Origin of the sequence: Primorskyibacter sp. S187A (assembly GCF_049800955.1) — a bacterium.
GTDB lineage: Bacteria > Pseudomonadota > Alphaproteobacteria > Rhodobacterales > Rhodobacteraceae > JAKVBH01.
Map to the genome: position 1 here is coordinate 1,788,720 of NZ_JBNAGA010000001.1, position 25,390 is coordinate 1,814,109.

Genomic DNA, 25,390 nt, shown 5'->3' on the forward strand with positions numbered 1-25,390 from the left:
GCGCGGTAGCTGGTGCAAGCTTTCGGTGATTGCGGGCAATCACCTGTCGCTTCGAGCTGCGCGCTTTTGTGTACGCCGTTCGTATTTTGGCTTTGCCAAAATACTCTATGGTGCGGGTGAAGGGACTCGAACCCCCACGCCTCGCGGCGCCAGAACCTAAATCTGGTGCGTCTACCAATTCCGCCACACCCGCAACGGCGCCCGGATATCAAAGACACACTCGGGATGCGAGCCAAAAAAGTGCTGCGACTTTAGCAATCTCTTGAGATATCTTTGCGAAAACCGAGGCAGGTTAGACAAGGATAGCGCTATGGAGCCAAAAATGGCCCGGCGCCACGGCAGAGGCATTCTGCCCAACGGGCTGGCGATGGCGCAGCTCGCGGCGCACCGGGAGCAATGCACTCTCGACGATCCATCCCCCGCGACCGGTATCGCGGCTGGCAGTGTCATCTACACACTGGATGGCGCGTTGCCCGTCGAGCATCTGGAGGTGGGCGACAAGATCATCACCCGGGATCAAGGCGCGGTCCGACTGCGCGGCATCCGCGCGCGCGTGATCCAGTGTGACCCCATACGTTTTAGCCAAAGATCGGTCAGTCACGCATGTCCGCAAGTAGACACAGTCGTGCCGCCTGATCAGAAAATCCTCATCCGTGACTGGCGCGCGCAGGCATTTTACGGCACCTCGACCGCTCTGTTTCCCGCGCAGGCGCTTGTTGACGGATGCTTTGCCAAGCAATGGCATAACGTGGACATGCGGGTTTTCGATCTTGTTTTTGATCGCCCGCATATTGTCTACGCGGATGGGCTTGAATTGAGTGTCGAGCAGCAACACATACACGCCACTGTTTGACACGCCGGATTAAGGCGGGTCAGCTACGTGCCCCTGCCTCCTGCATGTTTCGCAAAACCGCCGGGATCATATCGGGCAAGTCTTCCGCAATGAGCCCTGGTCCAAACAGACGCGCGGCCTCCGCATGCAGCCAGATCGCGGGCGGAACCATGCTCAGGTCCGCACCGGGCGCCTTTGCGACCTGCCCCGCAATCAGCCCCGCAAGCACGTCTCCCGCGCCCGCCGTGGCCAGCCAGGGCACGGAACGATCATAAACTGCGGCATGCACAAAGACCGGACCTATGTTTGGCGCAAAGACAGTGTCGGGTCCCTTCAGCACGATGCCACAGCCGAGCCGAGCTGCCGCCTCGCGCGCGACATCCACCTTTGATGTGGCGGGGCCTGTCAACGCGGCTTGAGCGGTTTCACGGAACTGACCCATGGACTTTTCCGCCTTGAGCCTGTCCGCATAGGTCTTGGGCCTGTCGCGCGCAGCCAATGCGCGCGGGTGCAGCAAGGCATCGGCCAGATCGGGTGCAAGCCTGCGGAACTCACCCATATGCGGGGTCAGGATGCAATCTTTGTGCAATTTCTCCTGCAGCGCCGCGTCGCGGGCGATCAAAGTGAGCGCATCCGCGTCCAGAACTGCCGCTGTACCACTGTCCAAAACCGCAGCCACAAGCGCCGCTGCGCGGTCATCCAGCCCCAAACCGGGCCCGATACACACCGCCCTGCGTCGTTTGTCAGCCAGCAATGCGGTAAGCTCCGCTGGATCATCACAGGGCTTCAACATGATCGACGTGATCTGCGCCGCGCATTCGGGGATCGCCGCCCGTGGAGCGGCCAAAGTGACCAGCCCGGCACCGACACGCAAAGCGGCACGGGCCGCCAAGCGCGCCGCGCCAGTCGCACCCAGCCCTCCAGTGACAACCAGAACGTCGCCATTGTCAAATTTATGGCCCTGCCATTTCGGGATCGAGATCCTCGACGCCAAAGCATCGTTGGCGCAGGGCGCAGCCCAGACCTTGCGGTCCACAATCGATATGCGCGCAGGCCGGACATACCCTTCCTTCGGATCAGTGCCGCGCCAAGTGCTGAGCGCCAGATCAACCACAGCCAATTGACCGCAAGCCGCAGGACCGTCCGCAAGAAAATGCCCGAGCTTCGGGCACTCAAACGTGACCGTGAGCCCCGCCAGTGGAACAGAGCTTTCGCCGGAGTCTGACGTGCCACCTGCCAATTGACGCCCAGAATCCAGACACAACCCCGTCGGCGCATCCACCGCAACGAGGCGTGGGTGAAAATGTGCGTAATCCCCCCCTGACCCACCCAGATGCGCCAGAAGAGACGCCAGATCGCCTTCCGGCGCGCGGCTCAGGCCCGTTCCGAAAATCGCGTCCACGTAAAGGTCCGCATCTGCACTTGCGCGAAACGACTCCTCCGACAGCGCCCGCGCAGTCCCGCCCCATGCGCGTGCCATGGCCTGAGCGTCAGGTGTCTTGGGCGGCGCGAGCGCGAATACTTCAACATCCCAGCCGCGCTCTTCCAGCGCCCGCGCGATCACATAGCCGTCTCCACCGTTATTGCCCGGACCACATAGAATGGAGGCACGATGCACGCCGACGGCCAACTCTGGCCGCCACTTGAACACCTCCGTCACAACGCCCTGCCCGGCCCGCTCCATGAGCTGCAAACCTGTCACCGCACCGCTAGCCATGGCCGCTTGCTCAATGCGTCGCATCTGGTCTGATGTGAGCAGCTCTGTCATTTCGTAGGCACTCCGATTCACTTTTGCTTACTTTTTGATCGTTTTGTCTAAATTTTCATCGCACGTTCGGCGCGTTGCACGATTTCTCATCACTGGGCAGCCTAGCAGATTGTCCCTCCCAAACAGAAGTGGTCTGGGGTTGGCCAAAGCCGGCGCGAGGAGACAGCCCCATGAAAAAGATCGAAGCCATCATCAAACCGTTCAAACTCGATGAGGTGAAAGAGGCGTTGCAAGACGTTGGCGTTCAGGGGCTGTCGGTCATCGAAGTCAAGGGCTTTGGGCGTCAGAAAGGCCATACCGAACTGTACCGCGGCGCCGAATATGTCGTGGACTTTCTGCCGAAGGTAAAAATCGAGGTTGTCCTCGATGCCGATCAGGTGGACGGGGCGATCGAAGCGATCGTCAGCGCGGCCAAGACTGACAAGATCGGCGACGGGAAAATCTTCGTATCTCCCGTCGAACAAGCCATTCGCATCCGGACGGGCGAGTCCGGCGTGGATGCACTCTAAACACCAGCTAAACGACCCATTTTTGACAGAAGGGAAGAGAAAATGAGCGCAAAAGACCTGCTCAAGATGATCAAGGACGAAAGCGTCGAATACGTAGACATCCGCTTTACCGATCCGCGCGGCAAGCTGCAGCACGTCACAGTCATCGTCGATGAGGTCGATGAAGACTTCCTCGAGGAGGGCTTCATGTTTGACGGCTCCTCTATCGCGGGTTGGAAGTCCATCGAGAACTCCGACATGAAGCTGATGCCAGATTGCGACAGCGCCTATCTTGATCCGTTCTATGCCGAGAAAACGGTCTGTGTGCATTGCTCCATCGTCGAGCCGGACACCGGCGAAGCCTATGAGCGCGACCCGCGCGGGACGGCCGAGAAGGCGGAAGCCTATCTGAAGTCCTCCGGCATCGGTGACGTTTCCTACTGGGGACCGGAAGCGGAGTTTTTCCTGTTTGACGACGTGCGGTTCTCGAACTCGATCAACAAGGTCTCCTATGAGGTCGACGCACTCGACGGATCATGGAACACCGACACCGAATACGAGATGGGCAACACCGGCCATCGCCCCGGCATCAAGGGCGGCTACTTCCCGGTCAACCCCATCGATGACGGCCAGGACATCCGCTCCGAGATGCTCTCGACGATGAAGCGCCTTGGCATGAAGGTCGATAAGCACCACCACGAGGTGGCCTCGTGCCAGCACGAGCTTGGTCTCGTTTTTGGCTCGCTGACCAAACAGGCCGATGAGCTGCAGAAATACAAATATGTCATCCACAACGTGGCCCAGGCCTATGGCAAATCGGCGACGTTCATGCCCAAGCCCATCTATGGCGATAACGGCACCGGCATGCATTGCAACATGTCGATCTGGAAAGACGGGAAGCCGCTCTTCGCAGGCGACAAATATGCCGATCTGAGCCAGGAAGCGCTCTATTTCATCGGGGGCATCCTGAAGCACGCAAAAGCGCTGAACGCCTTCACCAACCCCTCGACGAACTCCTACAAGCGTTTGATCCCCGGGTTCGAGGCACCGGTTCTGCGGGCCTATTCCGCACGCAACCGCTCGGGCTGTGTCCGGATCCCGTGGACGGAGAACCCCAAGGCGAAACGTGTGGAAGCGCGCTTCCCCGATCCCTCCGCCAACCCCTACCTGTGTTTCGCAGCGCTCCTGATGGCCGGTCTCGACGGCATCAAGAACAAGATCGATCCCGGCGAGGCGATGGACAAGAACCTCTACGATCTCCCAGCGGAAGAGCTTGCGGGCATCCCAACGGTCTGTGGCTCCTTGCGCGAAGCGATCGAAGAGCTGCAAGCCGATATGGACTTCCTGCTGGCCGGTGACGTGTTCACCAAAGACCAGATCGAGGGCTACATCGAGCTCAAGATGGAAGAGGTGGAGCATTACGAGCACACGCCGCACCCCGTTGAGTTCGGCATGTACTACTCCTGCTAATGCGTTCCGGCCGGACCTTTCCGGATCTGGATCACCACAACATTTGAGAAGGCGCCCGATACCCCGGGCGCCTTTTTTCGGTGCAGCGCCTTGGGGTCATTGACTCAAAGGGGTTTGGCTTTGTCGGGGCTTTGCTGCGTGAAAAACCAAAGGGTGTTCGTTTAGGATCGAGGATAAGTCACTAAAAATAAGAACTTTTGACGCTTTTATTGGCGCCGCGATCACGGCAATCGACATACGCGGGGCCGGCGCTCGAAACGACCACGACAGCCCCCGTACCACTGCCCGCAGGCGGGCTGCTCACATTGACTGGCTTTGGCGGGGTTGCAACGGCACGCAAGCGTCGCACAGCGTCTATTTGAGTACCTGACCGGTCAAACCCAGGAAAAGCGCGCCATCCGGCAACAGCTCCAGCTGTTCGAGCAAACACAGGTAGTCAATAACACTGCTGCTGCGATGGATGCGATTGTCTTTGAATTCCGCGTAGATGGAGGCGGGGATCCTGCCAACCTTCCCGCTTACCTTATGCGTGATCGTCAAATCGGTCACGCAAGATGCCTTTTGCGCGCCATCCCAGACGAGGCTGTGTACCCGGACCTCATCAATGCTCACCAACATGAGCAGGTGATCGAGCATATTGGCCAGTTCGGACCGGCTCACGACATCATTGGGAATAACGCCGCGGATTTCGGCATCATCGGTATAGAAACGATCAATCTGCTCGGTCTGCCCCTCTTGCCAGACAACGCGCATGGCCTCGTTGACAAAATCCTCGAGCGAGGCCTGGGACATAGGTGCTTCAAGGATCTGCATAGGCACGCTCCACGGCTGGCGAGACCGTCCGTTGGCCTCATGATCACAGGGCGTCATACGCAAACACCTTTACCAACTCTTTAATTTGCCCATATTTCAGGCAATCCGTCGGTCGCCCGCTTGCCACCACCTACCGACTTCGGGAAATCCAGACCTTGGCGCAGGTCAAGTGCCTCGCTAAAGTGGCGCAAATTCAGCGAGTGGGAAGTCCATGATCAAAAACGTATTTGCAAGCCTCGTTTTGGCGAGCGCTCTCGCGGCCCCTGTCAGCGCCGCGACCTGCATCACCTCGAAGGGCAATTGGAACGCCTATAAAAACCAGTTCGCCTCGCAACTGGCCGCCAACGGCATTGGCCAGCGCGGCCAACAGGCGCTGGCGGGCGCGAAGCTGTCCAACATCACGTGGAAGTTTGAATCCAACCCCTCCACACAAACCGGCACGCTGGCCGCGGATCCCGCGCGTTTTCTGGCCAAACGATCCGGCTCTACCGCGCAAGCCTTCATCAATGGCGTCAAGAACCGCATGGCGCGCAACCCCAACACTTTTGCCTCCATCGAACAGCGCTTTGGCGTGCCCGGATCGCTCTTGGCATCCATCTGGGGCCTTGAGACCTCCTGGGGCGGGTATTTGGGCGGCACGCGCATCGTCGATGGCGCTGTGACACTCGCCTCTTACTGCCGCCGCCATCCGCGCTTTGAATCCCACGCGCTGGCCGCGCTCGAGATGGTCGATCGCGGGATGATCAGCACCTCCACCAAAGGTGGACCCTCCGGCGAGCTCGGGCATATGCAGTTTCTTGCGGGCAACTGGCTGCGCTACGGCGTGGACGGCAATGGCGACGGGCGCGCAGATCCCTACAATGCCGTTGATGCGCTGGCCTCTGCCGCCAACATGCTCTCGCGCAATGGCTGGCGCAAAGGCCAGCCGTTTGGCCCCGGCAGCCAGAATTTCAACGTGCTGTCGGTCTGGAATGACAGCGGAAACTACCTGCGCGCCATTGTCTACGCGGCCGAACGCGCGAAATGAGCCGATCTGAGCCTGCGCGCCTGCTCCCTGGCGCGCAGCAATCGGCGCAACGCCCCTTTTTCTTCTCTCCGCAATCGCCTAGAGGAGAGCGCATATCCGAGCGAGGTCCCCATGTCCGACAGCACCATCATCGCACGCTGCGAAGCCAAAGGCCTGCGAATGACGGATCAGCGCCGCACCATCGCGGCGGTGTTGGAGGACAGTGCCGATCATCCCGATGTCGAAGAACTCTACGCCCGGGCCAGTGCGCGGGATGCGGGCATATCCATTGCCACCGTATACCGCACGGTCAAGCTCTTCGAAGAGGCGGGCATTCTCGAGAAGCTTGAATTCGGCGACGGCCGCGCGCGCTATGAAGATGCCGAACGGGAGCATCATGATCATCTGATCGATCTGCAATCCGGCGAGGTCATCGAATTTGTCGATGCCGAGATCGAAGCCCTGCAGGAAAAGATCGCACGCAAGCTGGGCTATGAGCTGAAGGGCCACCGCATGGAGCTTTACGGCGTGCCGCTGAAGCGGCAGAGCTGAGGGCGCAGCAAACATGACCCCCAACAATCGCGGTGCGCTTTTCATGGTGCTGGCCATGGCCGGGTTTGCGGTCGAGGATGCGCTGATCAAGGGCATGGGCGGCGCCCTGCCCCCGGGCCAGATCATTGCAATGCTGGGAGCTTTTGGCGGTCTGGCCCTCTTGATCGTCCTGCGCCTGCGCGGCGTGGCGCTCTTTCCACCGGAGACATTGAGCGGCCCAGTTATCCTGCGCAACCTCTCGGAAGCCTTCGGCACGGTTTGCTTCGTCACGGCGCTGGTCAAAGTCGATCTCGCGACAGCCTCCGCCATCCTGCAAGCCACCCCGCTCGTTGTGACCCTCGGGGCAGTTCTTTTTCTGGGCGAAACGGTAGGGTGGCGCCGATGGGCGGCCATGTCTGTCGGTTTTCTGGGCGTTCTGGTGATCCTGCGGCCGGGCATGGCCGGGTTTGATCCAGCAGCCCTCTGGGCCGTTGGCGGCATGCTGGGGCTGGCCTTTCGCGATCTGGCCACACGGCGGGTACCCGCCAGCATGGACTCGCTGCAATTGTCGTTTCAGGCCTTTGCCTTGCTGGTCCCGGTTGGCCTCGCGCTGAGCGTGACAAGCGGCCTTGCTCCCCTGACACCCACCCTGTTGGGCACGGTGGCGCTTTGTGCGACCATCGGGCTATTCGCCTACTGGACCATCGTTTCCGCGATGCGGCTGGGCGATGTCTCCTATGTCACGCCCTTCCGCTACTCCCGCATGGTCTTCGCGCTGTTCATCGGGATCGGCATATTTGGCGAGCGCCCTGACCTTCTAACCTGGCTGGGCATCGCGCTCATTATTGGCAGCGGCCTCTACACGTTTTTCCGCGAAAGGCGCGTTGCGGCTCAAAGCGCGACGGCCTGACGCGGGCTTCCCTGCCCTGAATTGGCTGTTAGCGGTAACATGGGCTGTTTCCAAATGCGCATGGGAGTGCTACATCGGCGCCAAATCGTTTGATAAGGGGACGCCGAGATGAGCACGATCATTGATATTCACGCACGCGAAATTCTGGACAGCCGGGGCAACCCGACCGTGGAAGTCGACGTGACGCTTGAAGACGGCACCATGGGCCGCGCAGCAGTGCCCTCGGGCGCATCGACAGGTGCCTACGAGGCTGTAGAGAAACGCGATGGCGACAAGGCGCGCTACATGGGCAAAGGCGTTCTTGAGGCTGTGGCCGCCGTCAACGGTGAGCTGGCCGAAGGTCTTCTTGGCTTTGACGCCTGCGAACAGGAAGCCATCGACGCGGCCATGATCGAGATGGACGGGACGGACAACAAAGCCCGCCTCGGTGCAAACGCAATCCTGGGCATCTCCCTCGCAACGGCAAAGGCGGCTGCGGATTTCACGGGCCAGCCGCTTTACCGCTACGTCGGCGGAACATCGGCGCGCGTGCTGCCCGTGCCCATGATGAACATCATCAATGGCGGGGAGCATGCGGACAACCCGATCGACATTCAGGAATTCATGATCATGCCCGTCGCGGCAGAGAATATCCGGGATGCCGTGCGCATGGGGTCCGAGGTCTTTCATACGTTGAAGAAAGAGCTCTCTGGCGCAGGCCTCGCCACCGGCGTTGGCGATGAAGGGGGCTTTGCGCCCAACCTGAGCTCTACCCGGGACACCCTTGATTTTATTCTGAAATCCATCGAGAAGGCAGGCTACACACCCGGCGAGGATATCCATCTCGCTCTGGATTGCGCCGCGACGGAATATTTCAAGGATGGCAAATATGTCCTCGCCGGCGAAGGCAAGACGCTCTCTTCTGAGGAAAACGCCGCCTACCTTGAAGCACTGGTCAAGGATTATCCGATTATCTCCATCGAAGATGGCATGGGCGAAGATGATTGGGACGGCTGGAAAGCCCTCACAGACGCCATTGGCGACAAGGTTCAGCTTGTGGGCGATGATCTCTTCGTGACCAATCCTGCCCGCCTCGCAGATGGCATCGCGCGTGGATGCGCCAATTCCATGTTGGTGAAGGTCAACCAGATCGGCTCGCTCTCCGAGACGCTGCGCGCCGTCGAAATGGCTCACCGCGCGCGCTACACCAATGTCATGTCCCACCGCTCCGGCGAGACAGAGGACGCAACAATCGCCGATCTTGCCGTGGCCACGAATTGTGGCCAGATCAAAACCGGCTCCCTCGCCCGGTCTGACCGGCTCGCCAAGTACAACCAGTTGATCCGTATCGAAGAAATGCTTGGCGAAAGCGCGATCTACGCCGGAGCGTCCATCTTGCGGTGAGCGCGCTCCGCCCCGACCCAGCATCGCGGGAGATAGCAGTTGCAATACCCGTGCCTCTCCCGCACTCTTGCTGGCACGTGGCGCGAATGAGAGGGGCTGGTGTCTGACGAAGCATCACCGCGATGGTTGACCGGAGCAGCGGAACCGACACAACAGCAGGTCCGGCGCGGCATTCTGCGTGAACTCTACGAGACTGAAGCGGGTGATCGCACCGAGCTCATCCTGCGCGGCACCATCATCGCAATTGCCGGCGTGATGCTCTATCTCGCGATGGGCATCCTTGGCGCGCTCATCTGGGGGTTTGGCTATTTTGCCATCTTGCTGATGTTTTGCCGCGTGACGGGACCAAGCACCCTTGAGCCTGCTGCGTGGCGCATCCCGGCTGGATACTTCTTCGCGCTCCTGCTGCCCTGCTGGTACGTGTTCATGACGCTCTACATCATGACATTCGGCTCCTTCGCCCTCGCCCTGATCGGGCTCGTGGGTCTGACGGGCATGGGCGTCCACGTCACTTTGCGCCACACGCGGCGCAGCCCCCACGCGCTGATGGACATCGCCGTCGTCACCGGGGCCACCCTGATCGCGACGTTGTTTCTGACGCGCTATGCCACGACCCAATACGAAACCTGGGCCATTGCCACCACCTGCATGTCTCTCGCGGCCTATTTCGTGCACTCCTTTCTGTTTACCCTGCGCCTGCGCGAAGGCATTGCCCTGGGCCAGGCCAAGGAGGCCCAGAGCCAGAAAATGGCTTCCCTCGGCCAGCTCACTGCCGGTATTGCGCATGATTTCAACAACATACTGACCGTCATTCGCGGCAATCTCGATCTGCATGATGCTGTCGACGCGGCCGATGAGAAGCGCGCATTGCTCGCAGAAGCGCGCGGGTCAGTGGATCGCGCGGCCTATCTCGTCTCGCAGCTTCTGGCCTTCTCGCGCAAGGCGCAAGTGGCGCCGCGTCTGCTGAATGTCGCGGCTGAAATCGCGCAGTTCGACGTGTTGGCGCGCCGTCTGCTGCCCGCGAATGTGCGCCTCAAAATAAAACCCGCGAAAGACGATCTGACGATCTTCGCAGACCCGACGCTCCTGCAATCCGCCCTGCTCAACATCGCCACCAATGCACGTGACGCCATGGCCCCAAACCCCGGCACCTTGACGCTGTCGGCCCGCAGGCTGACCAATCGACCCGATGACCGCGCCACCGCGATGGTCGAGATCGTCCTGCAAGACAGTGGACCGGGGGTTCCGGACGAGGTGCTGACGCGGTTGAGTGAACCCTTCTACACATCCAAACCCGTCGGCAAAGGTTCTGGTCTGGGGCTGTCGATGGTGCAGGGATTTGCAGAACAAGCAGGCGGTAAGCTATTGATAGAAAACGCAAATGAGGGCGGTCTGCGGCTCCGCCTCTGCCTGCCGGACCGCCCGACGATCCCGCCCGAACTTGAAGACGAGACCCTGCCATGAGCGCCCGGGACATCATCGCCAAACTCGGCCTCGCGCCCCATCCCGAAGGCGGGCATTACCGCCAGACATGGTTCGCGGGCAACGCCGGGCGCCCCACGGCCACCTGCATCTACTTCTTGTTGCGCGCAGGCGAAAAAAGTCATTGGCATCAAGTGGATGCGACCGAAATCTGGCTCTGGCACGCTGGATCCCCCCTGACCCTGCGCCGCGCGGCGACCGCGCAAGGCCCGGCCAGTGCGGACCTGTTGGGACCGGACGTTTTGGGCGGTCAATCGCCCCAACTCATCGTCGAGAAAGACCATTGGCAAGCCGCCGAATGCCGCGCGGACACCCCGGACGCCTATGCCCTCGTCTCCTGCATCGTCTCCCCCGGTTTCACCTTCGACGGCTTCACCCTCGCCCCTCCGGGCTTCGACATCCCCGACGCCTGAAACCACGCGCAAAGGGGGGGTATTTGTGCGAAACACCCCCCAAATCGCACAAAAGCCCTCGCTTTGTGCCCGAGCACCGCACGCTCACTGCGCAACACCTCATCTTGAGCGCTGCCAAGCGCTGCCCTAGCGTGGGACAAGATTGCGTTAAGGATTTGCGATGCTCGACACCTATCTCTCGATCGTCTCCCACCCCGCCCTTTGGCTATTCCTCGGCGGCACCCTGCTCTTTTTCGTGATCCAGAGCATCGTTGCGGCAACGCCAAAAAAGGAAGATGCCGCTAACCCGGCCAAAGGCCTGCAAAGCGAGACCTGGGTGATCATCTTCGTCCTGTGCCTCGCCCCCTTCTGGGCCTACCTCTTCGCGCGGACCTTCTGGGCGACATGGAATGTCTCCGTGCTCATGTTCGAGCTCATCGCATCCGACGCCCCAACGCGCGGCGAAAACCTGCGCTGGTTTATTCTGGGCTACGTCGGATTGATCACAGCCCTCGGCGGTCTGATCGCCGCCCCCCTCGCCCTCGCGCGCCTCTGGTTCACATCCCGCCAAACCGATGCGCAGGAACAGGGCCTCGTGACCGACCGGATCAACAGTGCGGTCGAAGCGCTTGGCGCACAGAAGGAGGTCAATCGGCTGGGGCGGACAATCGTCTTTCAGGACGGCGACAAAATCAAAGGCGATTTCGAATGGTATGACGAACGCACCGACAAGCGCAAAGACGGTCACGACATTATCGCAGAGCACACAACCCCTTGGCAGAATATCGCGCTGACGGAACCCAACCTCGAAGTGCGCATCGGCGGTCTGCTCTCGCTCGAACGGCTGATGAAGGACAATCCGGAACATCATGTGATGATCATGGAAATACTCACGGCGTATATCCGAGAGAATGCGAGTGGGGTCGTACCGGGCAACATGCCGGAAGATGATGCGTCACACTCGAAGTGGGAACGCTGGCGCAGTAGCAATCCCGCCAAATCAATGCGTCTCGACATCGATACCTGTCTGAGCATCATTGAGCGCCGCGTAGTGCCCGAGGAGTATAAAAACTATGTGCCTAGTCTTGAACGGGCACCGCTAGCACATCTCGATCTGTCGAACCGCAAGCTAAAAGGCTTGAATTTGCTGCGCGCTCAACTTCAAGGGGCGGATTTGACGCTGACTGAATTGATGAAAGCCCAGCTGTACAAAGCTGAAATGCAAGGTTGCTGTTTGCAAAATGCGAAGATGCAAAAAGCGAATTTGGTGCTCGCCAAAATCAATGGCGCAAATTGTACAGCGGCTAAATTGAACCATGCAGAATTGGGTTTCGCGGATGTACGCGGCGCCGAACTGATAAGAGCTGAACTTATAGGCACTCAATCAACAAGGCTTAAAGCCGAAGGAGCCTATTTTGATGGCGCTACACTCAGGGGTTCGACGCTAGCAAGTGCGGAATTTGATGGCGCCTCACTTGTATCCACTGACTTGAATGGCGCGTTGCTCACGAATACCCGTTTTGGCGTTAGCGCTTATTTCCATAACACCAGCTTTCGAGGAGCTTTGCTCTATGGGGTAATTTTTGGCAAGCCGATGCAAAAAATAATTGATCCGGATCAGGTCTTTGTAGTTGGAGACGAGGCCTCGCTGGATCACGCAGCGCGCCCGGACCACTGGATCGAAGTGCCCGAAGACTGGAACGACGCATTCCGACTTTGGCGCGATTGGATCATCGAGCAACAACGCACGCGGCCCAAGGAGGAAGGCTGGGACGAGGTGCCGTTGCCCAAGGTGGATGGCTGAGCCGCGGGCAGCACCGGCCCGTGGGGTGGTGCGTGCGACGGGTTTTCGGGTGCGGTTCATGGTGGACTAGTCATTGCTTGGAAAGAGCGATGCACTGTCCTTTACAAAAGCACCGCCCCGTCTCGCTGAAAGCGAGCCAGACTAGGTGGGCGCACCTTTGGTGCGACCGGGCGGGTCGGTGCTGGTCGTGGCGGGGCTGCGCCCCTTTGCTCCACGACCAAGTGCGCTCGTGCGATGCTGTTTGTGACGCGATGTAGCGCATCGCTTGTTCTGCGACGGAGTGCGTTTGTTGGGCGCGGTTCGTGGTGCGATTCAGGCATTGCTGGCTGCGCTACAGGGTGAGAGTGTCCCCGGACCCAACACAGGCCCAAACCCCACAGGCCCTGCCCCAAGCAAAAACCACCCTTACCAAGAATTTACCAATCAGGCATAAGCCGCGCAGGACGTCTGGCAGGAGGCCGGGCGATTCCAGATACGATGCGTGCCCAAGGAGATGACCCATGCATGACATTCGCCTGATCCGTGAGAATCCTGCTGCTTTTGATGCGGCTCTGTCTCGGCGTGGGGTGGACGGGGTCTCTTCCGAGTTGATTGCGCTGGATGAGGCGCGCCGCGCCGCGATCCAGACCGCCGAGACTGCGCAGGCCGAGCAGAACAAGGCCGCCAAATCCGTGGGCGCGGCCAAGGCTTCGGGCGATGAGGCGGAGTTCGAGCGGCTGCGCGCGCTGGTGGCGACCAAGAAGGCCGAAGTGGCCGAGATGCAGACGGAGGCCAGGGCCAAGTCCGATGCGCTGACCGCGCGGCTCATGGAGATCCCCAACCTGCCCTTTGACGACGTGCCCGAGGGCGCGGATGAGGACGACAATGTCGAGGTCAAGACATGGGGAGCGCCGCGCGATTTTGACTTCACGCCGAAGGAGCATTTCGAGATTGGCGGCGTGCAGCCGGGGATGGATTTCGAGACGGCGGCGAAGCTGTCCGGCTCGCGTTTTGTCGTACTGTCGGGCGCTGTGGCGCGGGTGCACCGGGCGCTGGCGCAGTTCATGGTGGACACCCATGTGGAGCAGAACGGGCTGACCGAGACATGGACGCCGGTGCTCGTGCGCGAGGAAATGATGCTGGGCACAGGCCAGTTGCCGAAGTTCGGCGAGGACAGCTATCAGACGACAAATGGCTGGTGGCTGATCCCGACATCCGAGGTCACATTGACCAATATCGTCAATGGCGTGACCGTTGAGGAGAGCTATCTGCCGCGCCGCTATGTGGCCCATTCCCAGTGTTTCCGCTCGGAAGCGGGCAGCGCGGGGCGCGACACGGCGGGCATGCTGCGCCAGCACCAGTTCGAGAAGGTCGAGATGGTCTCGATCACCCACCCCGATGAGAGCCGCGCAGAGTTGGACCGGATGACGGGCTGTGCCGAGGGTATTCTGGAGGCGCTTGGCCTGCCCTATCGCACGGTTGTGCTCTGCACCGGCGATATGGGGTTCGGCGCGCAACGTACCCATGACATCGAGGTCTGGGTGCCCGGGCAGAACACATATCGCGAGATCAGCTCCTGTTCGGTCTGCGGTGATTTTCAGGCGCGGCGGATGAATGCGCGGTTCAAACCTGCAGGCGGCGGCAAGCCGGAATTTGTGCATACGCTCAATGGCTCGGGCCTCGCGGTCGGGCGCTGTCTGATTGCGGTTCTGGAGAACGGGCAGCAGGCGGATGGATCTGTCGATCTGCCCGAGGCGCTGCATCCCTACCTGCGCGGCAAGACGCGGATTGCCGCTGACGGAACCATGGAGTGAACCAAAGGATGCGCTCGCGCGTTTAAAGACTATGACACGTTTGATGCCCTTCCTGCTCTTTGTCGCGGTTTGCGCCTTCGGGCTCTCGCCGCTTTTGACGCCGGATTTTGGCGGCTTTGAAGCCGATCAATTCCCGATCCCGCAGAATGACCCGCCGGTGCAGCCTGCGGGCTATGCCTTCTCGATCTGGGGGGTGATTTACCTCTGGCTGCTGGCAGGCGCGCTTTTTCAATGGTTGCGGCGGCACAATGATCCGATCTGGGATCCGATCCGGGGGCCGCTCGCGCTCTCGGTGGCGGTCGGTGCGATCTGGCTCTCGGTGGCCTTCGTGAGCCCGTTCTGGGCCACGGTGCTGATCTGGGTGATGTGGGGGCCTGCGGTGCTGGCGCTTCTGCGTGCGCCGGAGTTTGACAGGCTTTGGGGCGAAGGCCCGATCGGGCTCTATGCGGGCTGGCTCACAGCGGCGTCCTGCGTGGCGCTGGGACTGATGGCGGGGGGTTACGGGCTGATGGACCCGGTGACGGCAGCGGTCGCGGCACTGGTGCTGGCGCTTGCGCTGGCTCTGGCGATTTTGACCCGGCGTCCAGGTGCCTACAGCTTTGGGGCGGCCTTCATCTGGGCGCTGATTGGCGTGATCGTGGCCAATGGGTTTAATGAGCCTCTGGTCTCTGGACTGGCGCTGGTTGGCATTGCGGTTGTCAGCGCGTTGCTCGCGCGTGATTGGCGAGAGATGCGCGCCTGACCGGTGGCAAATTGCCCAAAGCCACATTACCTGAATGACATGTCTGCCTACTACCTCAAACGCACTCTGCGCGACGCGCACAACATCATCCGCTACGGCCGGAACGCCCCGCTGGGCGACGGATGCCTCTATATCGATCCTGCGCGGATCACCCATGCGCTCTACGGCGTGCACAACGGCAAGCGGATCTCGTTTCGGCAAGACAGTGCCCGCGTGCTGGGCGGCGACTGGGATATGGCCGACACGCTGGAGGACATCGAAGACCTGCCCAAAATGAAAGCCTGTCGGTTGCACTTTCAACAGGGGCATAGTTGGCACGAGGCCGGCGCTTATCGCCCCCTGATGCATCGGCTGCGCAAGGAAGGGACAGCCGATTTCTGCAACTCACTGGACGACATCAAACGGCGCTATCAGAAGATCGACCGGCTGTATAAGAAGATCGGCAAACGCCGCGCCATGAAGACGCGCCAGCAATTGGGCTATCCGGCCTATTGGCGCGAATTCGGGGGGATCTTTGTCCATATCGCCCGTGACGGGCGCGGCATCATGGGCGGCGGAGGGATGCACCGGTTGGCCATTGCCAAGATCCTTGAGCTCGACGTGATCCCCATTCGCGTGGGCCGGGTGCATGAGGAAGCCGTCAAAGCCGGGCTGATCCGCAAGATGCGCTGGCGCAAGCTGATGCGGCGACGCGATGTTGTTCAAATCCCGGACGAAGACCGGGCCGAGGCGCAGAAGAACCGCAGGCACGGCGCGCGCATCACTGGATCAGACGCGACGTGACGCGGCGCGCAAACCGGAAGACGCATAAAGGAGCCGCCACATCGTGACGGCTTTTCGCTACTTTCAGACGCTGCGGCTTCAGGCTTGGGCCGCCCGCCGACGCAACAGCCCAAACGCTCCGAGACCCAGCAAAGCCAGAGGCAAGCTCGCGGGCACTGGCACGGGAGACGTTGTTGTCTCCCAATTGAGATTGTCGACACCGAACGAGCCAAAGCCTTGTCCTTGGCCTTGCACAGTCACCTCATCAAAGAGACCGGTCAGTGAAAACGTGCTCCAGGAGTTGATATCGCCAAACGTCAGAGTGACACTGTCTTGCACCGCGTCATTCAACAATCCCGTGACGGTCAGAGCGTCGCCTGCGTCTGATCCAGCGGCACGTGACGCATCAAGACTAAACGAACTCACCGTGTCGAAAAAGTTCATTGTAAGACCGTAAGAGCTGCCATTAATGCCCATGAACGTGGACCCGTTTGTGCCCTCAAGATCCCAGTTCCCGAAGTCACCAGCGCCCAGACCCTCCCAAGTGGAGCCGTCATCTGTGGCGTCAAAGAGGACGCCCATGGTCTCATACCGATCAGCCTGCATGGGGCCATTTGCATTGTCCGGTGCAAACTCTTCAAAGTTTATGGATCCGGCAGCAGCGGCCGAACCAACAAAAGCAAGCGCAGCGGCGCTGGTGAAAATGGCTCTCTTCATTATCGTCTCCAAATTAAAAAAAATAGCATTATCAGCGAGCAGCACGGACACAGCATTTGTCAATGATTCGAGAACCCTGCCTGTCTCTGTATTCGGCTCGGCTTATGCTTTCCCAATAGCGCGATGAACGCGCACGTTGCTCTGCCGAGCGCAGTATAAGCCCCCCGGCCCGGCGCAGCACTGGCACCGGGCTGGCACCATGACAGGGCGGATTGCGGGCGGCTCTAGCGCACCCGCTGTTCGCTTGTGGCGTCAAAGGCATAGATGCGGTTGGGCTCGAAGGTGATCCCCACCTCCTGGCCCTCGCGCACGCGTTCATCGCCGCGTTCCTCGACGACGACGCGCTCACCCGAGGCCTTGCTCGCCAGATAGGCGTAGGACACGCCGCCAAGCGCCTCGGTCAGCTCCACCACATGCGTGTCGCCCGCCACCAGCTCGATATGTTCGGGGCGCAGACCGACCTCGACCTTCTGACCTGTTGTCCCGGAGGTTGGTGCGGGGACGTCAACGCCCAGGCCCGGCACGGCGATCCGGTCGGACCCGATTTCCCCGGCCACGAAATTCATGGCGGGGCTGCCGATGAAGCCTGCGACGAACTTGTTGTCGGGATCGCGGTAGAGATCCATGGGCGCGCCCACTTGCGCGATATAGCCGGATTTCAGCACCACGATCTTGTCGGCCAGCGTCATCGCTTCGACCTGATCATGGGTCACGTAGATCATCGTGGCACCAATCTCGCGGTGCAGACGCGCGATTTCGACACGCATCTCGACGCGCAGTTCGGCATCAAGGTTCGACAGCGGCTCGTCAAAGAGGAAGACTTCGGGCCCTCGCACAATCGCGCGGCCAATGGCGACCCGCTGGCGCTGACCGCCCGAGAGCGCGGCGGGTTTGCGTTTGAGGTAGTCGTCGAGTTTGAGAATCCGGCTGGCCTCGCCCACCTTGGCATCAATCTCGGCGCGGGGATGGCCGTTCATCTTGAGGCCAAACCCCATGTTTTCCGCGACTGTCATATGCGGATAAAGCGCGTAGGTCTGAAAGACCATGGCCACACCGCGCTCGGCCGGGTCCATCTTCGTGACATTCCGCGTGCCGATGTGCATCTGGCCCTCGGTGGTCTCCTCCAGCCCCGCCACCATGCGCAGCAGCGTGGACTTGCCGCAGCCGGAGGGCCCCACGAAGACGCAGAATTCACCATCCTCGATTTCAAGATCGATACCATGGATGACCTGCGTCTCGCCGTAGCGTTTGATCACCTTGTTCATCGTCACGCCGGACATGGGCTATCTCTCCTGTTGCATGGTTTGATCGGGAAAACGGAAGCTCGAGACTTCCTCTGAAATGGCTTGTGCGGTGTCGCGCAGGCGCGGAACGAGTCCTTCGAGGGCCGCCAGATTGGTGCGCGAGGTGGCACTTGTGACCGAGAGCGCCCCCAGGACGCGCCCGGTAGCCGAGCGAATGGGCATGGCCACGCAGATGATGCCGGGCTCGTGTTCTTCGCGGTCAAACCCGTAGCCGTGTTGGCGAATGTCAGCCAGCTCGCGGCGCAGGGCCTCTGCGCTGGTCAGGGTGGAGGCGGTAAAGCGGTGAAAGCTCTGCTGATCAATGGCGCTGGTCGCATCGGCCTCTTTGAGGAAGGCCAGCATGACCTTGCCCACGCCCGTGCAATAGGCGGGCCCCACCTTGCCCGCCTGGCTATACATCTCAATGGGCTCGACCGCATTGCGCTTGTCCACATAAAGCACCTGCCCGCCATCAAGCTGGGCCAGATGCACCGTCTCGCCGACATCTGCGGACAGCCTGTCGATATGCGGGCGCGCCAGCGGCGCCAGTGAGGATGCAGCCCAGGCCGCATGGGCCAGCCGCACGAGGCGCAACCCGGGCGTGTAGGTTTGCCGGTCATCATCGAAGTTCAGCATGTGCAGCTGAAGCAGGGTTTGCACCAGACGGTAGAGCGTTGCCTTGGGAAAGTCTGACGCCGCCTGAAGCTCGGCAAAACGCACGGGACGACCGAAGGACGCCACGAGGTCAAGCACCTCCATGGCTTTGCCGACTGTTCCCCCGGCTGCCGTCTGAGTCGTCATGCCGCATTCCTCCCATTTGCTCCTGCACAATCTCCCGTTGCACCAGAGCGTCTTGACAGCATAGGCCGAGTCGGTCTCTAGTATCAATATTCAAAACGTCGGTCCAAATAGTGGAACTGACAGACAGGATCCCGGCGCAGCCACAGCAGCGGTTTGTGTCGTATATAAACGCATAGGGAGGACAACATGCGTTCATTGATGAAGGCGCCGCTTGCGGCGCTTCTTGCCACGTCGGCCATGACCAACGTGGCTCTGGCGGAAGGCCATTCCAACCTTGAGGGCACATTGCGGATCATCTCCGACATGTCCAACCCCGCGCCGCGCGCGGCGATGGAAGGCATGGCGGCGGAATTCGACGAGATGCACCCCAACCTGACGGTTGAGCTGGAGATCGTGGATCGCGAAGCGTGGAAGAGCCAGATCCGCAACGCGCTGACGGCGAACCCGCCCGATGTGATCAACTGGTATGCGGCCAACCGCATGGGCCCCTTCGTGGATGCGGGCCTCTTCATGGATATCTCCGACTGGTGGGATGCGGGCGATTTTGAGGGCCTCGAGTCCGTCAAAGGCGCGATGACCATGGACGGCAAGCAATTCGGCGTGCCCTACACCTACTACCAGTGGGGCATCTACTACCGCGAGGACATCTTCAACGAGCTGGGTCTCTCCGAGCCCATGACATTCGAAGAAGAGATGGCCAATTGTCAGGCGATCCTCGACAGCGGGCGCAAGTGCTACTCCATCGGCTCCAAGTTCCTGTGGACCGCGGGCGGCTGGTTTGACTATCTCAACATGCGCACCAACGGTTTTGACTTCCACATGCAGCTGGCCACAGGTCAGGTTGCCTGGACCGATGACCGCGTGCGCGAGACATTCGCCAACTGGCGCAAGCTGATCGACATGGGCGCCTTCATCGACAACCACCAGAACTACTCCTGGCAGGAAGCCCTACCCTTCGTGGTCAATGGTGAGGCGACGGCCTACCTGATCGGTAACTTTGCCGTGCCGCAGCTGCGCGAAGCCGGTCTCGATGACAGCCAGCTCGACTTCTATCAATTCCCGAAAATTGCCGACGTGCCCATGGGCGAAGACGCACCGACCGACACGTTCCACGTGGCCTCCGGCGCGCAGAACGTGGACGCGGCGCGGGAATTCCTGAAGTACGTGACCTCGGCCGAGGTGCAGACGCGCATCAACGGGCCCGATGGTCTGGGCCAGCTGCCGGTGAACGCAAACGCCTCTGTGGCGGATGACGAATTCATCCAGCAGGGCTTCGAGATGCTGTCGAACAACGCCACAGGCGGAATTGCACAGTTCTTCGACCGTGACTTCCCGGCCGAGATGGCGTCCGTGGGCATGGAAGGCCTGCAGGAATTCATGGTGTTCCCCGACAACCTCGAGGACATCCTGAACCGTCTCGAGCAAGCGCGTCAGCGTATCTACTAAGGCGTCTGCGGGTGGCTGCGAGCCACCCGCCGTCACACGATCTTCCCGGGCGGCCCACACGGTGGCCCGGGGGGTAACACCGCTCTGTCACAGCCCACGCCCCTCGCCTCCGTCAGAGCGCCCATTCGGACCAGACCCGCCGCATAAGGCGGGGAGATGCCAAGCCCCTGCGACCCAAACGACCCGGTTGCGGATCCAAAACGGAGAGTGTCCATGACAGCGAGCGCCAATGTGCCCGAGACGGAACTGCAATCCAAACGCGGCTGGTACAAGCGCAACGAGATTGCGCTCACCCCGATCTTCTTCCTGATCCCGGGGGTTTTGTTCTTTGCGGTCTATGTGATCATCCCGATTTTCCAGAGCTTCAACATCTCGCTGTATGAGTGGGATGGTCTGGGACAGGCGGAATATGTGGGGCTGCGCAACTACAACGAACTGATGACGGATCGCGCGTTCGAGATCTCGCTGTGGAACAACGTCAAATGGCTGGCGCTCTACCTGCTGGCGATCCCGGCGGGGCTCTTTATCGCTTTGTTTCTGAACCAGAACGTCTGGGGCATCCGGCTCTACAAGTCGATGTTCTTCTTTCCCTTCGTGCTGAGCCAAGTGGTCGTGGGGCTGGTGTTCTCGTGGTTCTACCTGCCCAATGTGGGGCTCCTGAACGGCTTTCTGGGCTGGTTCGGCTTGGGGCCAATCAATGTGCTGGGCGATCCGACACTTGCCACTTACGGGATCATCGCGGCAGGGCTCTGGCCGCAGACGGCCTATTGCATGATCCTTTATCTCACGGGCCTCAATGCGGTTGATCCCGAACAGGTTGAGGCGGCGCGGCTGGATGGGGCCAAGGGGCCCAAGATGCTCTGGTACGTGATCCTGCCGCAGCTCAAGCCTGCGACCTTCATCGCCTTCGTCGTGACCATCATCGGCGCGCTGCGCTCGTTTGACCTGATCTCGATCATGACCAATGGCGGGCCCTTCGGGCAGACGCGGGTCCTGTCGTTCTACATGTTCGAAAAAGCGCTCTCGGAATACGGCTTCCGCATGGGCTACGGCTCTGCCATCGCGGTTGTGCTCTTTGTGATCATGTTGTTCTTCATCGCCTATTTCCTGTGGTCCATGTACCGCGAAGAAAAGGCGTCGCGGCGATGAGACAGGCGTTGGATATGCGTATTTTTGGCCAGAAGAAGCAGGGATAGAGAGATGTTTCCGACACCGATTGAAAAACGCTCCGCTGCCGCGCAGGCCTCCTACAAGGCGATGTTGCCTGTGGCGCTGGTCTTGTGGCTCCTGCCGCTCATTGCCGTGATGCTCTTCTCGATCCGTCCTTCCACGGATTTTGCGCAAGGCAATTACTGGGGCCTGCCCTCGTCTTTCGAGTTCTTTACCAATTACGGCAAGGTCTTCTTTGAGAGTGACATGCCACGCTATCTGGTCAATTCGATCCTGATCACGGTGCCCACGGTCATTGGCGCGGTGGCGCTGTCGTGCATGACGGGGTTTGCGCTTGGCGTGTACCGGTTCAAGGGGAACCTGCTGATTTTCTTCATGTTCATCGCGGGCAACTTCGTGCCCTTCCAGATCCTGATGGTGCCGGTCCGCGATCTGACGTTGGGGCTGGGGCTTTACGACACCAAGCTGGGGCTCGTGCTCTTTCATATCGCGTTCCAGACCGGGTTCTGTACGCTTTTCATGCGCAACTTCATCCGCGCCCTGCCCTTTGATCTGATCGAGGCGGCGCGCGTGGAAGGGATCGCGGAGTGGCGCATCTTCTGGTACGTCGTCCTGCCGCTGATGCGGCCAGCGATTGCGGCGCTGGCGGTGTTGATCTTCACCTTCATCTGGAATGATTACTTCTGGGCCATCGTGCTGACCCAAGGCCCCGATGCGCAGCCGGTGACGGCGGGGATCACCCAGTTCAACAGTCAGTTTGTGGCGCAATATCACTTGATGAGCGCGGGCTCCATCGTCGCGGCGCTGCCGCCGGTGATCATGTTCTTCGCCATGCAGAAACACTTCATTGCGGGTCTCACGCTGGGGGCCGTCAAGTAATGGATGACCGCGTTTTGGTAGGATCGACCGCGCCGCTTGCGCGGGCCGAGAGCGCGCCCTCTCACGTCTGGCGCCTCGATGATGGGGGGCGGCAGACCCTTGTGATCGGCGCGCTGCGCGATCGGCTGCCGCAAGTGGTTTATTGGGGCGCGCCCCTGCCTCGGGACGAGGATTTGAGCGTCATATTCGAAGGCGCGCAGATCGACATCACTGGCGGCATGCTGGATGAAAACCCAGACCTTTCGCTCTGCCCCGAAGCCGTGCGGACCTTTCCGGGCCAGCCCGGGCTGATTTGCCGGGCGCAGGATGGCACGCCGCTTTTGCCGAAATTTTGTTTCGAGAGCGCGGAAAAGGAGGCGGGCCTAACCCTGCGCTACCGCGACGAGGCCGCAGGCTTGCGCCTCATCTTCCGCTTTGGCGTCGATGCCCAGACCCGCATCATCACGGCGCAAACCGTGCTGGAGGCCGACGCACCGGTGCATCTGCATTGGCTGGCAGCACCCGTCATGCCGGGGCCGCAGGCTGCGGATGAGATGATCGATGTCTCGGGCCGCTGGTGTGGCGAGTTTCAGATGAACCGCACCGCATGGTCCCCCGGCATGCGCTACCGCGAAAACCGCACGGGGCGCACGGGGCATGAGCATTTCCCCGGCCTGATGATCCCCGCGCGGGGCTGCACAAACACCCAAGGTGAGGCCTGGGGCTTTCATTATGGATGGTCCGGCGGCCACAAGATGATCGCCGAGGAGCTGCCTGATGGGCGACGCCAGATACAGTTTGGCCATGCCGCGCGCATGGAGCATGAGGCGGCGACGCGCTTTGAGACAGCGCCGCTTTACCTCACCTACTCTGCCACGGGGCTGAATGGCTGTGCTGTCAGCTTCCAGCGCCATCTGCGCGACCGGATTGTGACATGGCCCAAATCGCCCACAGAGCGGCCTGTGCACTACAATTGCTGGGAGGCGGTCTATTTCGATCATTCGCTGCCGGTCCTGAAAGACATCGCCAGCCGCGCCGCCGCCATTGGCGCTGAGCGCTTTGTGCTCGATGATGGCTGGTTTGGCCAGCGCGACGATGACACCCGCGCGCTCAGCGACTGGGAGGTGGACCCGCGCAAATATCCCGACGGGCTGGACCCGCTGATCTCGCATGTCCACAGCCTTGGCATGACCTTCGGCATCTGGTTTGAGCCGGAGATGATCAACCCCGACAGCGATATCCACCGCCTGCATCCCGAATGGGCGCTGGGGAGCGAGGATCAGACGCTGGGGCGTAACCAGAAGGCCATGAACATGGCCCGCGCGGATGTGCGGGATTTCATTTTCGAGCGGATGGCCGCGATCCTGGGCAACCATGAGATTGACTACATCAAGTGGGATCATAACCGCGTCCTGCCGATGCCGGACGCCGCGCAGACACGCGGCTCTTATGCGCTGATTGACCGGCTGCGCGCGGCCTTCCCCGACGTGGAAATCGAGAGCTGTGCCTCTGGCGGCGGGCGGATCGATTTTGGCATCCTGAGCCGGACGCAGCGGGTCTGGCTGTCGGACAGCAATGACGCGCTGGAGCGTTTGCGCATGCAGCATGATGCGGCGCTCTTTTTGCCCATGGCCATCACGGGCTCGCATGTGGGCCCGCGGCAATGCCACACCTCGGGGCGCACGCTCGATATCTCATTTCGCGCCTGGGTCGCGGCGCAGCGGCATATGGGCTTCGAGATGGACCCGCGCGAGTTGGACGACCGCGAAGAAGCCGTGCTCACCGAAGTCACCGCATGGTGGAAGCGCAATCGCGGCTGGATGGCGGAGGCCGATATCCTGCGTCTCGACAGCTCAGATCCTGCTGTCATTGCCGAACAACAGATGCCGCGCGAGGGCGACCGTTTCGTCGTCTTTGCCGGGAAATCCCGCACCTCGGCACAGATTTCGCCCCGCCCCCTGCGTCTGGCCGCATTGGAGCCGGGCGCGCGCTACAAGGTCTGGCTCACCAATCGGATTTCGGCTCCTGCCCTGTCGCGGGGCCATCCCATCTTGAAACATGATCCCATCGAGGTCTCGGGCGCCTGGCTCATGTCACATGGTGTGACGCTGCCATGGTCTTACCCCGAGACGATGTGGGTCCTTGAAGGAGAACGCCTATGAGCAGCGATACCCTCGGCGCGACATTCCACGATCTCAAAGACGCCTCGGTGTTCATCACCGGGGGCGGATCGGGTATCGGCGCGGCCCTGACAGACGGATTTCTGGCCCAGGGGGCGCAGGTGGCCTTTATCGGGCGCTCAGATGCCTCTGATTTCGTGGCCGAGATGGAGGCCAAACACGGCCGCGCGCCGCTCTTCATTCAGGGTGACATCACCGATGTCGCCGTTCTGCGCGGCGCGATTGACAGGGCGGCAGAGGCCCATGGCGGGCTCAAGGTGCTCGTGAACAACGCCGCCAATGACAAGCGTCACGTGGCCGAAGGCACGACGGAAGAGTTCTGGGACTGGATGCAGGCCATCAATCTCAAGGCCTATTTCTTTGCCTGCGAAGCCGCGCTGAAGCATCTGCGGGCCGCAGGCGGCGGCTCGATCATCAATTTCTCCTCGATCTCCTACATGATGGGCAATGCGGGCTACCCCGCCTACACAGCCGCCAATTCCGGGATCAATGGCATGACCCGCAGTCTTGCGCGGGAATGGGGGCCGGAGCACATTCGGGTCAATGCGCTTGCGCCGGGCTGGGTGCTGACGCAAAAGCAAAAGGACCTTTGGGTGACAGAAGACGGTCTGGCCGCGCATCTGGCCCGGCAATGTCTGCCGGATACGCTTGATCCAGAGGATATCGTGGGCGGGGTGCTCTTTCTGGCCTCGAAGATTTCCAAGGCCATGACAGGTCAGGCGCTCGTCATTGATGGCGGCGTGGTTGTAACGGGATAAC

Annotated in this window: 24 protein-coding genes and 1 tRNA gene; 19 read left to right on the forward strand and 6 right to left on the reverse strand. The window is 60.8% G+C overall.

All coding sequences use genetic code 11. The annotated features are described in order from the left end of the window. Nucleotides 1–108 precede the first annotated feature (108 nt). A tRNA-Leu gene (locus tag ACP15S_RS08920) sits at nt 109–193 on the reverse strand. 129 nt (nt 194–322) lie between these two features. On the opposite strand from ACP15S_RS08920, the gene ACP15S_RS08925 reads away from it, so the two are divergent. Then, nucleotides 323–853, forward strand: a complete 531-nt coding sequence (locus ACP15S_RS08925; protein ID WP_425039215.1) for a Hint domain-containing protein — start codon at nt 323–325, stop codon at nt 851–853. A gap of 19 nt (nt 854–872) precedes the next feature. Here the strand turns inward: ACP15S_RS08925 and ACP15S_RS08930 are convergent, their stop codons facing one another. Further along, nucleotides 873–2,600: an NAD(P)H-hydrate epimerase gene (locus tag ACP15S_RS08930; protein ID WP_425039216.1), complete on the reverse strand. Its 1,728-nt coding sequence runs from the start codon at nt 2,598–2,600 to the stop codon at nt 873–875. A gap of 170 nt (nt 2,601–2,770) precedes the next feature. On the opposite strand from ACP15S_RS08930, the gene ACP15S_RS08935 reads away from it, so the two are divergent. The 3 genes from ACP15S_RS08935 (at nt 2,771) to ACP15S_RS08945 (ending at nt 4,920) form a co-directional block, all read left to right on the forward strand. Further along, nucleotides 2,771–3,109, forward strand: a complete 339-nt coding sequence (locus ACP15S_RS08935; RefSeq protein WP_425039217.1) for a P-II family nitrogen regulator — start codon at nt 2,771–2,773, stop codon at nt 3,107–3,109. A 42-nt stretch (nt 3,110–3,151) separates the two neighbouring features. Continuing rightward, on the forward strand, nt 3,152–4,558 hold the full coding sequence (glnA, locus tag ACP15S_RS08940; protein WP_425039218.1) for a type I glutamate--ammonia ligase: 1,407 nt from the start codon (nt 3,152–3,154) through the stop codon (nt 4,556–4,558). Nucleotides 4,559–4,767: 209 nt separating this feature from the next. Next, entirely contained in the window at nt 4,768–4,920 is a 153-nt protein-coding gene (locus tag ACP15S_RS08945; RefSeq protein ID WP_425039219.1) for a VPLPA-CTERM sorting domain-containing protein, read from the forward strand. Here ACP15S_RS08945 and ACP15S_RS08950 read toward each other — a convergent pair. Then, entirely contained in the window at nt 4,913–5,371 is a 459-nt protein-coding gene (locus ACP15S_RS08950) for a hypothetical protein (RefSeq protein WP_425039220.1), read from the reverse strand. The genes ACP15S_RS08945 and ACP15S_RS08950 overlap by 8 nt on opposite strands. A 211-nt stretch (nt 5,372–5,582) precedes the next feature. Between ACP15S_RS08950 and ACP15S_RS08955 the strand changes: the two genes are divergently transcribed. The 10 genes from ACP15S_RS08955 to ACP15S_RS09000 all read left to right on the forward strand — a co-directional run bounded on the left by ACP15S_RS08955 (nt 5,583) and on the right by ACP15S_RS09000 (nt 16,197). After that, entirely contained in the window at nt 5,583–6,398 is an 816-nt protein-coding gene (locus ACP15S_RS08955) for a lytic murein transglycosylase (protein WP_425039221.1), read from the forward strand. Between the two features lie 111 nt (nt 6,399–6,509). After that, nucleotides 6,510–6,929 carry a Fur family transcriptional regulator gene (locus ACP15S_RS08960; protein WP_425039222.1) on the forward strand — a complete coding sequence of 140 codons (420 nt, stop codon included), beginning with the start codon at nt 6,510–6,512 and terminating at the stop codon, nt 6,927–6,929. 13 nt (nt 6,930–6,942) lie between these two features. Next, a complete protein-coding gene (locus ACP15S_RS08965; protein ID WP_425039223.1) occupies nt 6,943–7,818 on the forward strand; it encodes a DMT family transporter in 876 nt (291 codons plus the stop codon). A gap of 108 nt (nt 7,819–7,926) precedes the next feature. Then, nucleotides 7,927–9,201, forward strand: a complete 1,275-nt coding sequence (gene eno / locus ACP15S_RS08970; protein WP_425039224.1) for a phosphopyruvate hydratase — start codon at nt 7,927–7,929, stop codon at nt 9,199–9,201. Nucleotides 9,202–9,300: 99 nt separating this feature from the next. Further along, nucleotides 9,301–10,665 (forward strand): sensor histidine kinase, encoded by a 1,365-nt coding sequence (locus tag ACP15S_RS08975; protein WP_425039225.1) that lies wholly within the window; start codon nt 9,301–9,303, stop codon nt 10,663–10,665. Beyond that, nucleotides 10,662–11,096 carry a cupin domain-containing protein gene (locus ACP15S_RS08980; protein ID WP_425039226.1) on the forward strand — a complete coding sequence of 145 codons (435 nt, stop codon included), beginning with the start codon at nt 10,662–10,664 and terminating at the stop codon, nt 11,094–11,096. Before ACP15S_RS08975 ends, ACP15S_RS08980 begins: the two co-directional genes overlap by 4 nt. Nucleotides 11,097–11,256: 160 nt before the next feature. After that, the gene (locus ACP15S_RS08985; RefSeq protein ID WP_425039227.1) at nt 11,257–12,879 is read left to right on the forward strand and encodes a pentapeptide repeat-containing protein; all 1,623 of its coding nucleotides are present in this window, start codon (nt 11,257–11,259) and stop codon (nt 12,877–12,879) included. A 500-nt stretch (nt 12,880–13,379) separates the two neighbouring features. After that, a complete protein-coding gene (gene serS, locus ACP15S_RS08990; protein WP_425039228.1) occupies nt 13,380–14,672 on the forward strand; it encodes a serine--tRNA ligase in 1,293 nt (430 codons plus the stop codon). A 31-nt stretch (nt 14,673–14,703) separates the two neighbouring features. Beyond that, the gene (locus ACP15S_RS08995; RefSeq protein WP_425039229.1) at nt 14,704–15,414 is read left to right on the forward strand and encodes a hypothetical protein; all 711 of its coding nucleotides are present in this window, start codon (nt 14,704–14,706) and stop codon (nt 15,412–15,414) included. Nucleotides 15,415–15,453: 39 nt separating this feature from the next. Next, nucleotides 15,454–16,197: a hypothetical protein gene (locus tag ACP15S_RS09000; RefSeq protein ID WP_425039230.1), complete on the forward strand. Its 744-nt coding sequence runs from the start codon at nt 15,454–15,456 to the stop codon at nt 16,195–16,197. 78 nt (nt 16,198–16,275) lie between these two features. Here the strand turns inward: ACP15S_RS09000 and ACP15S_RS09005 are convergent, their stop codons facing one another. The 3 genes from ACP15S_RS09005 to ACP15S_RS09015 all read right to left on the reverse strand — a co-directional run bounded on the left by ACP15S_RS09005 (nt 16,276) and on the right by ACP15S_RS09015 (nt 18,977). After that, the gene (locus tag ACP15S_RS09005) at nt 16,276–16,893 is read right to left on the reverse strand and encodes a PEP-CTERM sorting domain-containing protein (protein WP_425039231.1); all 618 of its coding nucleotides are present in this window, start codon (nt 16,891–16,893) and stop codon (nt 16,276–16,278) included. A gap of 224 nt (nt 16,894–17,117) precedes the next feature. Continuing rightward, the gene (locus ACP15S_RS09010) at nt 17,118–18,173 is read right to left on the reverse strand and encodes an ABC transporter ATP-binding protein (protein ID WP_425039232.1); all 1,056 of its coding nucleotides are present in this window, start codon (nt 18,171–18,173) and stop codon (nt 17,118–17,120) included. A 3-nt stretch (nt 18,174–18,176) separates the two neighbouring features. Continuing rightward, nucleotides 18,177–18,977 carry an IclR family transcriptional regulator gene (locus tag ACP15S_RS09015; RefSeq protein WP_425039233.1) on the reverse strand — a complete coding sequence of 267 codons (801 nt, stop codon included), beginning with the start codon at nt 18,975–18,977 and terminating at the stop codon, nt 18,177–18,179. Nucleotides 18,978–19,163: 186 nt separating this feature from the next. Here ACP15S_RS09015 and ACP15S_RS09020 point away from each other — a divergent pair, with 186 nt between their 5' ends. The 5 genes from ACP15S_RS09020 to ACP15S_RS09040 all read left to right on the forward strand — a co-directional run bounded on the left by ACP15S_RS09020 (nt 19,164) and on the right by ACP15S_RS09040 (nt 25,389). Further along, nucleotides 19,164–20,423: an ABC transporter substrate-binding protein gene (locus ACP15S_RS09020; RefSeq protein ID WP_425039234.1), complete on the forward strand. Its 1,260-nt coding sequence runs from the start codon at nt 19,164–19,166 to the stop codon at nt 20,421–20,423. 213 nt (nt 20,424–20,636) lie between these two features. Beyond that, the gene (locus tag ACP15S_RS09025) at nt 20,637–21,572 is read left to right on the forward strand and encodes a carbohydrate ABC transporter permease (RefSeq protein WP_425039235.1); all 936 of its coding nucleotides are present in this window, start codon (nt 20,637–20,639) and stop codon (nt 21,570–21,572) included. Nucleotides 21,573–21,623: 51 nt separating this feature from the next. Further along, nucleotides 21,624–22,472: a carbohydrate ABC transporter permease gene (locus tag ACP15S_RS09030; RefSeq protein ID WP_425039236.1), complete on the forward strand. Its 849-nt coding sequence runs from the start codon at nt 21,624–21,626 to the stop codon at nt 22,470–22,472. Then, nucleotides 22,472–24,613 carry an alpha-galactosidase gene (locus ACP15S_RS09035; RefSeq protein ID WP_425039237.1) on the forward strand — a complete coding sequence of 714 codons (2,142 nt, stop codon included), beginning with the start codon at nt 22,472–22,474 and terminating at the stop codon, nt 24,611–24,613. Before ACP15S_RS09030 ends, ACP15S_RS09035 begins: the two co-directional genes overlap by 1 nt. Next, nucleotides 24,610–25,389, forward strand: coding sequence for an SDR family NAD(P)-dependent oxidoreductase (locus tag ACP15S_RS09040; RefSeq protein ID WP_425039238.1), 780 nt, complete (start codon nt 24,610–24,612; stop codon nt 25,387–25,389). Before ACP15S_RS09035 ends, ACP15S_RS09040 begins: the two co-directional genes overlap by 4 nt. Nucleotide 25,390: the final 1 nt, after the last annotated feature.

Coding starts and splice junctions, on each gene's coding strand:
- ACP15S_RS08925 (WP_425039215.1), top strand. CDS start 323: ATGGCCCGGCGCCACGGCAGAGGCATTCTGCCCAACGGGCTGGCGATG.
- ACP15S_RS08930 (WP_425039216.1), bottom strand. CDS start 2,600: ATGACAGAGCTGCTCACATCAGACCAGATGCGACGCATTGAGCAAGCG.
- ACP15S_RS08935 (WP_425039217.1), top strand. CDS start 2,771: ATGAAAAAGATCGAAGCCATCATCAAACCGTTCAAACTCGATGAGGTG.
- glnA (WP_425039218.1), top strand. CDS start 3,152: ATGAGCGCAAAAGACCTGCTCAAGATGATCAAGGACGAAAGCGTCGAA.
- ACP15S_RS08950 (WP_425039220.1), bottom strand. CDS start 5,371: ATGCAGATCCTTGAAGCACCTATGTCCCAGGCCTCGCTCGAGGATTTT.
- ACP15S_RS08955 (WP_425039221.1), top strand. CDS start 5,583: ATGATCAAAAACGTATTTGCAAGCCTCGTTTTGGCGAGCGCTCTCGCG.
- ACP15S_RS08960 (WP_425039222.1), top strand. CDS start 6,510: ATGTCCGACAGCACCATCATCGCACGCTGCGAAGCCAAAGGCCTGCGA.
- ACP15S_RS08965 (WP_425039223.1), top strand. CDS start 6,943: ATGACCCCCAACAATCGCGGTGCGCTTTTCATGGTGCTGGCCATGGCC.
- eno (WP_425039224.1), top strand. CDS start 7,927: ATGAGCACGATCATTGATATTCACGCACGCGAAATTCTGGACAGCCGG.
- ACP15S_RS08980 (WP_425039226.1), top strand. CDS start 10,662: ATGAGCGCCCGGGACATCATCGCCAAACTCGGCCTCGCGCCCCATCCC.
- ACP15S_RS08985 (WP_425039227.1), top strand. CDS start 11,257: ATGCTCGACACCTATCTCTCGATCGTCTCCCACCCCGCCCTTTGGCTA.
- serS (WP_425039228.1), top strand. CDS start 13,380: ATGCATGACATTCGCCTGATCCGTGAGAATCCTGCTGCTTTTGATGCG.
- ACP15S_RS08995 (WP_425039229.1), top strand. CDS start 14,704: ATGACACGTTTGATGCCCTTCCTGCTCTTTGTCGCGGTTTGCGCCTTC.
- ACP15S_RS09000 (WP_425039230.1), top strand. CDS start 15,454: ATGTCTGCCTACTACCTCAAACGCACTCTGCGCGACGCGCACAACATC.
- ACP15S_RS09005 (WP_425039231.1), bottom strand. CDS start 16,893: ATGAAGAGAGCCATTTTCACCAGCGCCGCTGCGCTTGCTTTTGTTGGT.
- ACP15S_RS09010 (WP_425039232.1), bottom strand. CDS start 18,173: ATGTCCGGCGTGACGATGAACAAGGTGATCAAACGCTACGGCGAGACG.
- ACP15S_RS09015 (WP_425039233.1), bottom strand. CDS start 18,977: ATGACGACTCAGACGGCAGCCGGGGGAACAGTCGGCAAAGCCATGGAG.
- ACP15S_RS09020 (WP_425039234.1), top strand. CDS start 19,164: ATGCGTTCATTGATGAAGGCGCCGCTTGCGGCGCTTCTTGCCACGTCG.
- ACP15S_RS09025 (WP_425039235.1), top strand. CDS start 20,637: ATGACAGCGAGCGCCAATGTGCCCGAGACGGAACTGCAATCCAAACGC.
- ACP15S_RS09030 (WP_425039236.1), top strand. CDS start 21,624: ATGTTTCCGACACCGATTGAAAAACGCTCCGCTGCCGCGCAGGCCTCC.
- ACP15S_RS09035 (WP_425039237.1), top strand. CDS start 22,472: ATGGATGACCGCGTTTTGGTAGGATCGACCGCGCCGCTTGCGCGGGCC.
- ACP15S_RS09040 (WP_425039238.1), top strand. CDS start 24,610: ATGAGCAGCGATACCCTCGGCGCGACATTCCACGATCTCAAAGACGCC.